The organism is Pontibacter pudoricolor (assembly GCF_010092985.1).
GTDB lineage: Bacteria > Bacteroidota > Bacteroidia > Cytophagales > Hymenobacteraceae > Pontibacter > Pontibacter pudoricolor.
On the sequence record NZ_CP048106.1, the window covers coordinates 1,097,757 to 1,110,428 of the forward strand.

Genomic DNA, 12,672 nt, shown 5'->3' on the forward strand with positions numbered 1-12,672 from the left:
GGATTTTTGTTTTTTGTCAGAATTACGAATTAGCTAAATTGAAAAGAAAAAACCAGCTCAACTCATTAACTCCCAAACTCATCGGCTCTCTAACTCTTTTATAGCTATGGTTATGTCGTGTGGAGCCACTTCGTCGCCGCCAAAGTATGGGTATAGTTGGTAGCTTTCTCCTTTTCCGGTGCAATGCCTTGGCAACTCTACAGTCTTATCATTGAGCTTAAATACATACTTATTATCGAGCAGCTGTATTTCGTAACTATAAGGTTTATTTAACTCGACTACACCAACCAATTCAGACTTCCTCACTTTGTTCAGGTAAGTGTAAGCATGTATCTCGAGGTGATTGTTGTACCAGCGCCAGCCGTAACGTGCGCTGTTACTATGATGATCGGTGTTGCAATCTGAAATGCCGTATAGTTTGTTTATATCGGCCTGGTTTACTTTTTCTATAGTTTGGTAAACAGCTGATGCGTTAAAAGTAGCTTCAAACTTTAAAGTACTTACGGTTCGCAACGTCAGTGGCGATTTAGTATCGTGCTCGCCTTTCTTTATAGTATAAACTATAGTATCTGGCTCAGAAGTAGTGGCGACAGGGATAACTGTATCAGTTTTGCAACTATACAAGACAAAAAGTGAAAGCACAACTATAAGCTGCCACTTCCGGGTAATAGAAAACATGGGCTAAAAGTGTAAAATTTGGCTATAAGTTTATTTATAAAATATAAGCAATAACATATATAAGCTACTGATACCTAGGCAACTATAGCTTAGAATTTAACAGATCGCAAAAGTATAAAATTTATAATATAAAAAAGGCCCTGCTAAAATTAGCAGGGCCTTTTTTATAAAATTATTTTGGAATCGTGCTTAACCGCGACCGTGCATCATATACATCAGCTTACGTGTAAGTGCTATCAGGATTAGACCTGCCAGAATCACAAATCCGCCTATAGTAGCGAAAATGGTCATGGCACCAAGTTCTTCAACATAAGATGCAATGTAACCACCTGCGATCTGGGCAATAAATGGAGCCAGGAACCAAACACCCATCAGCATTGAAACCAATGTTACAGGCGCCAGGCGCGTTACCATTGAAAGACCGATTGGAGAAAGACAAAGCTCACCGATAGTGTGGAAGAAATAAGTAGCGATCAACCAGGCAAGGCTCGCTTTTATAGTTGCATCTTCAACGCCACCACGCTCCATAACAGCTCCCACCATAAAGAAGAAACCAACGCCAAGCAGGATCATACCCATACCCATTTTAGTTGGGATGCTTAAGTCTTTTCCGCGCTTGGCCAGGAATAACCAAAGCTGAGCTGTTAGAGGGGCAAACATTACAATGAACAATGGGTTAACCGACTGGAACCAGGAAGTTGGGATCAGGTAACCAAAAACTTCACGATCGATGTATTTATCAGTATAAACTGTAAGCGAGCTACCTGCCTGCTCAAAACCTGCCCAGAAGAAAATAACGAAAATCGATATAATGAAGATAACCGATACTCGGTCGATCTCCTCTTTCGTAAGCTTATCCGCTTTTTTAGGCTGTCCGGTCGCTTCGTCAGTTTCTGCTTTTACAGGTTTTAAACCTAGGTCGCCAAGTAGTTTCGGACCTAAGGTATTAAATACGAGCTGGCCGATAACCATACCGATACCGGCAGCTAAGAAACCATACTGGAAACCATAGTTAGTCACCGTCTCAACACCATTCACTACAGCTTTAGTGGCAAAATAATCTTCGGCAAGGTAACCGCACACCAACGGAGCAAAAAAAGCACCAATGTTAATGCCCATATAGAAGATGGTAAACGCTGAGTCGCGGCGTGGGTCGCCCTGCGCATACAGGTTACCAACTATAGAAGAAATATTAGGTTTGAAGAAACCATTACCTATAATTAAGAGTAACAGCCCAAGGTAGGTCATCTCCACTCCTATGTATGGCGTAGAGAACAAACTGAACTGGCCAAGTGCCATCAGCACACCACCTATCAGGATGGCACGGCGGTGACCAATAAATTTATCGGCCAACCAACCACCTATAATAGGCGTAAAATATACGAAACCGGTAAAGTAACCATAAATTAACGCTGCATCTGCTACACTGTAGCCCAAACCGCCTTCTAGGGCAGTTTTTGTAAGATATAGCATTAAAAGGCCACGCATCCCGTAGTAGCTGAAGCGCTCCCATAACTCTGTAAAGAATAACAGGTACAGCCCTTTGGGATGCTTCAGATTTTCTTTATCCGCCGCAGCATTAGGGTGTTGTAGGTTAACAGACATAGATTTAGATTAGTTGATTGTTAGGTTAAATAGTAAACTTAAGCATACGAAGAAGGTAAATATATTAGTTTACGTACAAACTGACAAATATTTTACGTTATATAGTATATGTGTTATATCAGTGTTATTATAAATTACCGAACCATTACTTAGATATATTATTTTTCATATTTTTGTCTCATAATTAGTTATTAAACATCACCTTATTTTAATAAACCCAATAAATTTCAAATGAAAGAATCTGGACATAAATCTAATGCAGTAGGTTTAGACAGCTTAGGTATTAAAGAGGCGAAAGAAGTGCTTTGGAACCTGAGTCCGGCTGAGCTGGTAGAAGAGGCCATTAAAAATGGCGAAGGTGCCCTTACTGATACCGGCGCATTGATGTGCGATACAGGTAAATTTACCGGTCGTTCCCCAAAAGACCGCTTCGTAGTGAAAGACGCCAAAACAGAAAACTCTGTTTGGTGGGGCGATATCAACATTGCATTTTCCCCAGAAAAATTCGACCAGTTACAAGCTAAAATGGTTGATTTCCTGAAGGATAAGAAGCTTTACGTACGTGATGCCTATGCCGGAGCGCATCCTGATTACCGCTTAAACCTCCGTATAGTTAACACACAGGCATGGCAGAACCTTTTCTGTAACAACATGTTCCTGCGTTTAACTGAAGATGAGTTAGCAAACCACACGCCTGAGTTTACCATTATCTGCGCTCCTGAGTTCCAGGCTGATCCGGAAGTAGATGGTACACGCCAGCCAAACTTCGCGATCATCAACTTTACGAAGAACATGATCCTGATTGGTGGTACTGGTTACGCCGGCGAAATGAAGAAAGGTATTTTCGGCGTGCTGAACTATATCCTGCCGCACGAAAAAGATACGCTTTCGATGCACTGCTCTGCCAACGTTGGTAAAGATGGTGACACTGCTATCTTCTTCGGTCTGTCAGGTACAGGTAAAACTACCCTGTCTGCTGACCCTAACCGTGGCCTGATCGGTGACGATGAGCATGGCTGGGCCGCTGACAGCGTATTTAACTTTGAAGGCGGTTGCTATGCAAAAGTTATTGACCTGACAAGAGAAAAAGAGCCGCAGATCTGGGATGCTATTAAATTCGGATCTATAGTTGAAAACACGCGTTTTTACGAAGGAACACGTACCGTTGATTATACAAACAGCTCAGTAACAGAAAACACACGTACTGCTTATCCGATCAACCACATCGATAATGCAGTTGAGCCTTCAAGAGCTGATATCCCTAAAAATATCTTCTTCCTGACAGCTGATGCTTTTGGCGTACTGCCTCCGATCTCAAAACTGAATGCCAGCCAGGCGATGTATCACTTTATTTCAGGGTACACAGCTAAAGTTGCTGGTACAGAGGTTGGCATTACGGAACCGCAAACTACGTTCTCTGCCTGCTTTGGTGCTGCATTCCTGCCACTGCACCCAACCAAGTATGCTGAAATGCTTGGTAAAAAGATGGAAGAGAATAACGTAAATGTATGGCTGATTAACACAGGCTGGACCGGTGGCCCTTATGGCATTGGTTCGCGCATGAAACTGCCATACACACGTGCCATGATCACGGCTGCCCTTAACGGCGAACTGAACGATGTAAGCTTTACAAAGCACCCTGTGTTTGGTATTGAGATGCCGGACAGCTGCCCTAACGTACCTGCCGAGATCCTGAACCCACGTAACACCTGGGCCAACAAAGAAGAGTATGATGCGAAAGCTACTGATCTGGCTGTTAAATTCGTGAAGAACTTTACGAAGTACGCAAGCTATGCGAACGCTGAAATATTAGCGGGTGCACCTCAGGTTGAAGTTGCTATCGACTAATTATACCAATCTGCATAAAAGCCCCGTAGCCTAAAGCTTCGGGGCTTTTATATTTTATTACCTGCATCAGCATTAAAACTATAGTTTCGTATAGTTACTATATTTGTTTGATAAACTATAGCTGACAATTACAAACTACCTGTAAACTATAGTTAATTTAAAATGCAGCAATCAACAATTTAACAATTAAAAAAAGTGCACCTGTTCTATACACCGGTTATCACCACAGAATTTTACACCTTGAGCGAGGAAGAGTCGAAGCACTGCACACGCGTATTGCGTCTCCATCAGGGCGATACAGTATACCTGGTAGATGGTGTAGGCGGACTTTACACAGCTATAATTCAGGATGCAAACCCTAAAAAGTGCCAGTTGCAGATCATCGATAAACAGATCGAGTATGGCAAGCTGCCTTATGTTTCGCATATCGCGGTGGCGCCTACCAAGAATATAGAGCGCATGGAATGGTTTGTGGAGAAAGCGGTAGAGATCGGCGTCAGCGAAATCACCTTTCTGTTGTGTGAGCATTCGGAGCGTCGCCAATTGCGCCTGGACAGGCTGGAAAAAATTGCGATCAGCGCCATGAAGCAATCTCAGAAAGGATACCTGCCATTACTTCATGACCTCACTCCTTTTCATAAGTTTGTGCAGCAGGCGCATCACGACCGTACGTTTATAGCTCACTTAGAAGAAGATGCCACTAAACCAATCAAGGATTACTTTAAAGTAGACAAGCCACACTGTATCATGATCGGGCCAGAAGGAGACTTCTCTACGGATGAAATAAGAGCTGCTTATGAAGCTGGTATCCGGCCTGTTACCCTTGGCGAAAGCAGGCTTCGTACTGAGACAGCTGCGCTTGTGGCCTGCCATACGTTACAAGTGCTGCATGAGATTTATTCTGCGTTAGACTAACAAACAATAAACTATAGAAATGAAACAAATCCTGCTCCTGTTTTTTTTGCTTCTTATAGTTACGCCACTGGCGGCACAGCGCTATAGTTTAAAAATTGCCAAGCTTAAATATAACGGAGGCGGCGACTGGTATGCCAACAAAACATCCCTGCCTAATCTTATAAAGTTCTGCAACCAGAACCTGAACATGAACATAAAGCCGGACGAAGATGTGGTCGAGGTTGGCAACCCGGAACTATACAGCTATCCGTTCGTGCACATGACGGGGCATGGGAATGTGGTTTTCTCTGATGCTGATGCTCAAAACCTCCGGAACTACCTGACTAGTGGCGGCTTCCTGCACATCGACGACAACTATGGCCTGGATAAATACATCCGGAAAGAAATGAAAAAGGTGTTCCCGGAATCTGATTTTATAGAGTTACCGTTCGATCATCCGATTTACAGGCAGAAATATACTTTTAAGAATGGACTGCCTAAAATACATGAACACGACAATAAGCCTCCACAAGGATTTGGCATTATTTATAAAGGCAGATTAGTTTGTTTCTATAGTTACGAAACCGACCTGGGCAATGGCTGGGAAGATGCTGAAGTACATAACGATCCCGAAAACAAACGGCGGGAGGCCTTACAAATGGGCGCTAACATTTTAACGTTTGCCTTAACCCAGGGCAGCGGACTACAATGATTGAATTTTGAATAATTGAATGAATGGATTGATCAGAACTGTAATTTATAAAAGTTGTCTGTTTTGAAGACCCTTATTCCATCTAACAAACAACAATAAACAATTAATACTTTCTGTTAAAGATCTCTGATAAAACAAAAGCATCACGCGCTGTTGTTGGGTTACGAAGGATAGACGGATCAAATTTACGGAGCGCTATTTTCGGCTTTATCTCATAGTGTTCAAATACAGATTTTCTTTCCATCTGAGGGCGGTTAGCTATAGTTCTTTCCAGCGAAACTGCAGCCGGGGCCTGATGCTCATACTTACTAACCCTTGGAGCTTCTACAGTCTGGGCTTGCTTAACAGGCTTTTCATATACTACCTCTCTGGTTTGAGCTTTTGCCTGTTCCATTTTAGGCTGTAATTCGCGCAGAATATCCTCAAAAGAAGTTACAGGCACTGCAGGGTTGCGCTGTGGTTGCGGGCGCTCAACAGGCGGCTCATTCTCATCACGGAACTTCTTAGGCTGGGTATTATCTTCCTTAAAATATTTCCTGAAAAAGCTGAACAGGAAATAGCCAACTGCCAGCAATATGTAAAATATGACCTTAAAATCTTCCATCTGATCGTCGTATTACCAAATATAGCAATTTTATAGTATAAATCCTGCTTCGCTAAATCAATCCCTTGCAAACTATAGAATTAATAAAAACTATAGTTTAATCCACCTATTGTCTGTCTTAGATACGGGAAATAGTCTTATTTTTGAGATTAGAATTCAGAATTTCTGCTTTTAGCGAATGCAAGTATCAAGATTAGAAATCAAAGGCTTCAAGAGTTTCGGCGACCGTGTGGTCATAAACTTCGACGAAGGGATAACAGGGATTGTTGGGCCAAACGGCTGCGGAAAATCGAACGTGGTAGATGCTATCCGTTGGGTACTGGGTGAACAGAAAACCCGAAACCTGCGCTCCGACAAAATGGAGAACGTGATATTTAACGGTTCCAAGACCCGCAAGCCGGTGCAGATGGCCGAAGTATCCATCACCTTCGATAATAACCGTGGCGTTCTTCCTACCGAATATTCGCAGGTTACGGTTACCCGTCGTTATCACCGCTCCGGCGACAGCGAATACCTGTTGAATGGTGTTCCCTGCCGCCTGAAAGACATCAACGAACTTTTCCTGGACACTGGTATTGGGTCGGATAGTTATGCGATCATCGAACTAAAGATGGTGGACGAGATCCTTAACGATAAGGAAAACTCTCGCCGGTTGTTGTTCGAGGAAGCCGCCGGTATCTCTAAGTTCCGGGTACGTAAAAAGCAGACCCTTAAAAAGCTGGAAGAAACTGATGCCGATTTGGAGCGCGTGGAAGACGTGTTGTTCGAGATCGGCAAGAACATGAAAACGCTGGAAAGGCAAGCGAAACAAGCTATTAAGTATTTCCAGTTAAAGGATGACTATAAAAAGCATAGTTTAGAGTTTGCGCGCCGCAACATAAGCCAGTACCAACAAACGATGGAGCGCCTGGAGCAGGATGTGCAGCGTGAAACAGCTCTTAAAGAAGATTATGTTGGTGCTGTAACAGAAGCTGAAGATGCCATTGCTGACCAGAAAGAAGAACTGAACCGCACCCAGGAACAGCTTGGCGAAATGCAGAAAACCATGCAGGTACAAACTGCCAAGTTGCGCCAACTGGAGAATGATATCAAATTAAAGGCGGAACGCAGCACCTATCTGAAAGAGCGTATTACACAACTGCGCCAGCAAATCAGCCAGGATTCGTCGAATGTAGAGCACATACAGGAAAGTATCGGGCAACTGCGCGATGAACTGGAAGCGGTACAGGAACAGTTTGGCACTGCCGAAAAGCAGGTTAAAACCCTGAAAGACGAATTACAGGAAGCCAATGAACAGAAACAGACCTTACAGGATTCTTTTCAGGATCTGAGCCTGCAGCACCGCGATAAGCAAAATGCCGTTTTCCAGCACCACAAACAACTGGAAATTAGCAATGTGCAGATACAAAGTATAGTTGCCGACCTGGACCGCATGGAACAGCAGCAGCTGACGGCTGATGAAGATGCCCAGCTTCTGGCTGAACAGCTTCTGGAAGCGCAGGAGTTGCTTGAAAACACCACATCAGAATTAGTAAGCCTGCAGGCCAAAGAAGAAACGCTGTTGCAGAACATCGAAAAAACGGAACAGGATATCGAAGGGCTGAAAGAGCAGCTTGTTGACCTGAATCGTACCCGCGACGCGAAGCAAAACCAGTACAACCTGACAAGATCGCTGGTCGAGAATATGGAAGGTTTTCCAGAGGCGATCAAGTTTCTGGCGCAGTCCGGCGACTGGCCAAAGCCAGCCCCGCTCCTTTCGGATATAATCGTTTGTGAGCCTGACTATAAAGGCCTTATAGAAAGCTACCTGGAGCCTTACATGAACTTCTTTGTAGTGGATGATCTGCAGGATGCCCTGGATGCCGTGGAGTTGCTGAAGAGCCAGAATAAGGGTCGCGCGAACTTCATTATCCTTTCGGAGATAGAGGAACTGGAGCCAACCGGCACTTACTCTGAAGGTGATCTGAAAGCCGCCTACGAAGTTGTGAAAGCTGATAAGAAGTATAGCGAGTTGCTGAAGTACATGTTAAACAATGTGTATATCAGTGATGACGTGGATCTGTATGATACAGACTATAAAACAATTCTGCTGAAGGATGGGTCCGCTATTAAAAAGCCCTTGAGCTTATCGGGTGGCTCTGTGGGCGTGCTGGATGGAAACCGTTTAGGTCGTAAGCAGAACCTGGAAACGCTGGCGAAGGAAGTAGAAGAACTGATCAGGCAAACAGATATTCTGCAGAGCCGTGTAAATGCGCAGCAACAGATCCTGCTGAACTATAAAGGGGAATCGCAGAAAGAGCGTATTAAGGAGCTTGAGCGTGAAACAGCCAAACAGCAACAGGAACTGCTAACGATACGCATCAGACATGAACAGCATCAGCAGAACCGCCACAACTATACCCAGAAAAAAGAAGAACTGCTGCAACGCAAAGATGAGCTGAGCAGACTTTACCTGGAGATGTCGCCGGTAGCGGAAACAGACCAGCAGGACCTGAAGCGTCTGGAAGAAGAACTTGCTGTTTATACGTCGCAATTAAATCGTCAGCAGGAACAGATCGCTGTAATAAATGGGATGTATAACCAGGAGAACATTCAGTTCCACCAGCTCAAAAACCGCTTCGCCAGTTTGCAGCAGGAGATCAGCTACAAGCAGAAAACGGTTGAGACAAACCAGGAGCGCATCGAAGGTCTGAAGCAGGAAATGACCAAAGCCGAAGAAGAAATAACTATAGCTAATGCTTTTATTGATGAGAACGAAGCTATAGTTGAGCAGATGACCGAGGCCCGCCGCGAGTTTGGCTATGAACTGGAAGAAATCGAAAAGAAATACTTTACGCTGCGCGGTGAGTTAGATGAGAAGGACAAAATGATCCGTGAGTTACAGCGCAAACGACAGAACGCCGATGAACTGTTGATGCGCATGCAGCAGGCCCTGAACGACACGAAGATCAAACTGGTATCAGTGCAGGAGCGTCTGGCCGTAGAGTTTAACATCGAAACAAATGATCTTAATCTGCCTGCCGACGATACGATAGAAATGCCAACCGAAGAGCTGAGCAACTATATTTCCGGAATACGCAGTACGATCGATAAGATGGGCCCTGTGAACGCGATGGCTGCCGAGGCTTACGTAGAGATAGAAGAACGGAATAACTTCATCACAACACAGCGCAACGACCTTGTAAACGCCAAGAATACCCTGATCGAAACTATAAACGAGATCGACACGGTCGCGAAAGAGAAATTCCTGGAGTCGTTCAATGAAATAAAGGGCAACTTTATTCGCGTGTTCCGCAGCCTGTTTACCGACGAAGATAACTGCGACCTGGTGATTACGGACCCAAGCAATCCGCTGGAATCAAAGATCGAGATCATGGCGCAGCCAAAAGGAAAGCGACCGTTAACTATAAACCAGCTATCCGGAGGTGAGAAAACGCTTACGGCTATTTCGTTGCTGTTTGCGATTTACCTGCTCAAGCCTGCGCCTTTCTGTATCTTCGATGAAGTGGATGCCCCGCTCGATGATGCCAACATCGACAAGTTCAACAACATTATCCGTACGTTCTCGAACGAGTCGCAGTTTATAGTTGTAACGCACAACAAGCGTACTATGGCTTCTACAGACGTGATGTATGGTATTACCATGATCGAGGCCGGTATTTCAAGGGTTATTCCGGTTGATTTAAGGCAGAATGCGTAAACTATAGTTTACCTATAAAACGAAAGGCTCCTGAACTATAGTTCGGGAGCCTTTTTTATGCATCAACTATAGTTTCTAAACTATAGCATCGATCTCTTTCTGCAATTTCCTGGGCAACTTAGCTTTTACCAAACTATAGCTCTGCTTAACATAAGTTTCCCACTCAGTATCTGTTAGTCCGCCCCACTCCTGCACGTTTACCCATTTGTTGCGGGCCATGTACGGAGCCGGTATAACGAGTGGCCGGGCTACCATTTCATCAAACTGTTCATCAGTCACTTTAAACGAAACGGAATGTGGTGCATCTATACTGGTCACGCAGAACATCTTCTCACCTACCAGGAAGCAAAGGTCAGCGCCCCACTTAATGTCCTCTGTTACACCAGGCATAGCAAGGCATAATTCACGTAATGCTTCTATATTCACTTTCTAACTTCTAAACTTTCCAACTTTCTAACTTACCTTACTCCCTGCTCAGGATATTTGCCTTGCTTGGTTCTGTAGAAGGCCATTATCTTTTCCAGATCAGCCTCAATATCTCCTGTTGGATAAATGGTAGGGCCGACTCCTGCTTCTTTCTTAGCATAGTCTAAATAACCTAAAACGATAGGTACGCCTGCTCCCTCTGCCACGTAATAAAAGCCGCGTCTCCAGCGAGGCTGATATTTGCGAGTGCCTTCCGGAGTTACCATTACACACATATCTCCGGGGGTTTCTTTAAATATCCGGATCATGGCATCAACCATTCTGGTATTCTTCGATCTGTCGATTGGAAGTGCCCCCATTGAACGGAGCAAACCGCCAAACGGGAATCGCATAAATTCCTTTTTTATGGTATAGCGTATAGGAGCATCCATCAGGTAAAAAGCCGCACGGGCATAAACAAAGTCCCAGTTACTGGTGTGGGGTGCAGCGATCATTACGCAACGGCGGTTTTCAGGTGTAAGGTTGCCGTTCAGTTTCCAGCCGGAAACTTTAAAGAGAAGTTTAGATAAAAATTTTGCGATCATGTGGGTGTTTATACATCCGGTTAAGCAACGCTATAGTTAGGATTGCTTATTAGATTTGAATCAAAGTGTATAAATACGCACAAATAAGCTTTTTTACAAACCGATTTTGATAACATGCGCGCGTTTGCGCAGAAGGTATGCCTGGAAACCAACACCTACCAGAGGTCCGAAAGTTGAATAGGTCTGGTCATCTTTAACCTGTCGGAAATAGCGGAACGAAAGCATAGGTTCTATAGAAAATTTCTCATTAAAGAAAAAAGCATAGCCCACGCCCAGAGTTGCATCCAGCAGGTTAGACTGGAAACCATCAGAAAAGTTATGCTTGCCTATACTTGCTCCTGCTTCCCCAAAGACACCATTATCCAGGTAATAGCGCACAAAGGGGCCAGCCAGAAAATAAGTTTCCTTAAACGGCTCCTGCTCAGGATCTGAAGTTACTTTCGTATTCTCATGAAACAGATTAAGATTTAATCCTACAGCAAAATCATTGAGAACAAAATAACCGTTCTTCGACTGTAGATTTGCCTGTATTTTTCTGCCGTCTTCCTGTGCCCCATTTAAAGAATATAGGTTATCTGACGTTTTGTAGGCAAAGCCACTAAGGGAGCCACCTATCAGGATAGAGCCATGCTTTACTTTAGCTTTAAACATGAAACTCTCGTTTTCCTGGGCAATAACTAAGGTAGGAAGTAATAAAAATAGAAGTAGAATTCTTTTCATATGCAGTAAGGGTGTGGGCTAAATATGCATATGTACGAATGATGTTAAAAACGTTTACACTATAGTTATATTTTTTTTAACTAAATGAACACTCGCCTTGTAATCAACTATAACGATAGTAGTGGTTATGGTTTAATTTGATTCAATAAGCTGTTTCAGATGTTTCTCTAAATGGAGGGTATAGCGATAGCCGATATCAAAGATCTCATCTGCTTTCCGGAAACTCATCAGGCGGTAATACTTAAGCTCAGGCGGTTCGATCAGGAAGTCACAGAGGTGCAACCGCATCTTCACATTATTATTTATGGCCAGATGTGCGGTACGTTCTATCATACTTCGCAAGGTTGTAATCTTTGCCTGGTGATTAATGGGATTTACATGTACACCAATCTTGATATCGCAATTCTGATGCAAGGGATCAACCGGCATATTGTTCAGTAAGCCGCCGTCGTTGAGTAATTTGCCCTGGTAAGCAATAGGGTGATAAAGAATAGGTACAGCAGATGAAGCTATAAGTGGCTTGATTAATTCGCCGCTCGAAAAATACACTACCACTCCTTCGTTCATTTCAGTGGCGCTAATTATTACGGGTATATTCAGGTCCTCGAAACAGGCGTTTTTGCCCAGGTACTTTTCATATAGTTTCTCCACTTCATCCAGGTGTAAAAAACCTATTTTACCAAAAGCAGGACGAATGATCTTAAACACACTCAGCTCTCTAATCAGCTTCAGAATTTCGTCGGGTTTGTAACCTGCTGCATAAAACACGCTGGCAATGGCCCCGGAACTAACTCCGGACAAAATCGAAACTTTAATTCCTAACTCATCAAACGCTCTTAATACGCCTAAGTGTGCAATACCACGGGCACCACCACCTGATAAGGCTAATCCAATCTTCACA

The 12,672-nt window shown here is 43.8% G+C and carries 11 protein-coding genes; 4 read left to right on the plus strand and 7 right to left on the minus strand.

Going from position 1 to position 12,672, the window contains the following annotated elements:
* Positions 1–78: 78 nt before the first annotated feature.
* Entirely contained in the window at positions 79–678 is a 600-nt protein-coding gene (locus tag GSQ66_RS04765) for a hypothetical protein (RefSeq protein ID WP_162426410.1), read from the minus strand.
* A gap of 189 nt (positions 679–867) precedes the next feature.
* A complete protein-coding gene (locus GSQ66_RS04770) occupies positions 868–2,283 on the minus strand; it encodes a peptide MFS transporter (RefSeq protein ID WP_162426411.1) in 1,416 nt (471 codons plus the stop codon).
* A 231-nt stretch (positions 2,284–2,514) separates the two neighbouring features.
* Here GSQ66_RS04770 and pckA point away from each other — a divergent pair, with 231 nt between their 5' ends.
* From pckA to GSQ66_RS04785, 3 genes are all read left to right on the plus strand, one after another.
* Positions 2,515–4,131: a phosphoenolpyruvate carboxykinase (ATP) gene (gene pckA / locus GSQ66_RS04775; protein ID WP_162426412.1), complete on the plus strand. Its 1,617-nt coding sequence runs from the start codon at positions 2,515–2,517 to the stop codon at positions 4,129–4,131.
* A gap of 195 nt (positions 4,132–4,326) precedes the next feature.
* Entirely contained in the window at positions 4,327–5,046 is a 720-nt protein-coding gene (locus GSQ66_RS04780) for a 16S rRNA (uracil(1498)-N(3))-methyltransferase (protein WP_162426413.1), read from the plus strand.
* Positions 5,047–5,065: 19 nt separating this feature from the next.
* A complete protein-coding gene (locus tag GSQ66_RS04785) occupies positions 5,066–5,737 on the plus strand; it encodes a DUF4159 domain-containing protein (protein WP_162426414.1) in 672 nt (223 codons plus the stop codon).
* A 103-nt stretch (positions 5,738–5,840) separates the two neighbouring features.
* On the opposite strand, the gene GSQ66_RS04790 is transcribed toward GSQ66_RS04785, so the two are convergent.
* Entirely contained in the window at positions 5,841–6,341 is a 501-nt protein-coding gene (locus tag GSQ66_RS04790; protein ID WP_162426415.1) for a hypothetical protein, read from the minus strand.
* 178 nt (positions 6,342–6,519) lie between these two features.
* Here GSQ66_RS04790 and smc point away from each other — a divergent pair, with 178 nt between their 5' ends.
* Positions 6,520–10,041 (plus strand): chromosome segregation protein SMC, encoded by a 3,522-nt coding sequence (gene smc, locus GSQ66_RS04795; protein WP_162426416.1) that lies wholly within the window; start codon positions 6,520–6,522, stop codon positions 10,039–10,041.
* A gap of 75 nt (positions 10,042–10,116) precedes the next feature.
* Here the strand turns inward: smc and GSQ66_RS04800 are convergent, their stop codons facing one another.
* The 4 genes from GSQ66_RS04800 to GSQ66_RS04815 all read right to left on the minus strand — a co-directional run bounded on the left by GSQ66_RS04800 (position 10,117) and on the right by GSQ66_RS04815 (position 12,671).
* A complete protein-coding gene (locus GSQ66_RS04800; RefSeq protein WP_162426417.1) occupies positions 10,117–10,431 on the minus strand; it encodes an MmcQ/YjbR family DNA-binding protein in 315 nt (104 codons plus the stop codon).
* 68 nt (positions 10,432–10,499) lie between these two features.
* The gene (locus GSQ66_RS04805; RefSeq protein WP_162426418.1) at positions 10,500–11,051 is read right to left on the minus strand and encodes a 1-acyl-sn-glycerol-3-phosphate acyltransferase; all 552 of its coding nucleotides are present in this window, start codon (positions 11,049–11,051) and stop codon (positions 10,500–10,502) included.
* Between the two features lie 93 nt (positions 11,052–11,144).
* Positions 11,145–11,771: an autotransporter outer membrane beta-barrel domain-containing protein gene (locus GSQ66_RS04810; protein ID WP_162426419.1), complete on the minus strand. Its 627-nt coding sequence runs from the start codon at positions 11,769–11,771 to the stop codon at positions 11,145–11,147.
* 132 nt (positions 11,772–11,903) lie between these two features.
* A complete protein-coding gene (locus GSQ66_RS04815) occupies positions 11,904–12,671 on the minus strand; it encodes a patatin-like phospholipase family protein (protein ID WP_162426420.1) in 768 nt (255 codons plus the stop codon).
* Position 12,672 lies beyond the last annotated feature (1 nt).

Excerpts from the sequence above, each read along its gene's own strand:
- GSQ66_RS04805 (WP_162426418.1), bottom strand. The coding sequence starts at position 11,051 with ATGATCGCAAAATTTTTATCTAAACTTCTCTTTAAAGTTTCCGGCTGG.
- GSQ66_RS04790 (WP_162426415.1), bottom strand. The coding sequence starts at position 6,341 with ATGGAAGATTTTAAGGTCATATTTTACATATTGCTGGCAGTTGGCTAT.
- GSQ66_RS04770 (WP_162426411.1), bottom strand. The coding sequence starts at position 2,283 with ATGTCTGTTAACCTACAACACCCTAATGCTGCGGCGGATAAAGAAAAT.
- smc (WP_162426416.1), top strand. The coding sequence starts at position 6,520 with ATGCAAGTATCAAGATTAGAAATCAAAGGCTTCAAGAGTTTCGGCGAC.
- GSQ66_RS04810 (WP_162426419.1), bottom strand. The coding sequence starts at position 11,771 with ATGAAAAGAATTCTACTTCTATTTTTATTACTTCCTACCTTAGTTATT.
- GSQ66_RS04800 (WP_162426417.1), bottom strand. The coding sequence starts at position 10,431 with ATGCCTGGTGTAACAGAGGACATTAAGTGGGGCGCTGACCTTTGCTTC.
- GSQ66_RS04785 (WP_162426414.1), top strand. The coding sequence starts at position 5,066 with ATGAAACAAATCCTGCTCCTGTTTTTTTTGCTTCTTATAGTTACGCCA.
- GSQ66_RS04765 (WP_162426410.1), bottom strand. The coding sequence starts at position 678 with ATGTTTTCTATTACCCGGAAGTGGCAGCTTATAGTTGTGCTTTCACTT.
- pckA (WP_162426412.1), top strand. The coding sequence starts at position 2,515 with ATGAAAGAATCTGGACATAAATCTAATGCAGTAGGTTTAGACAGCTTA.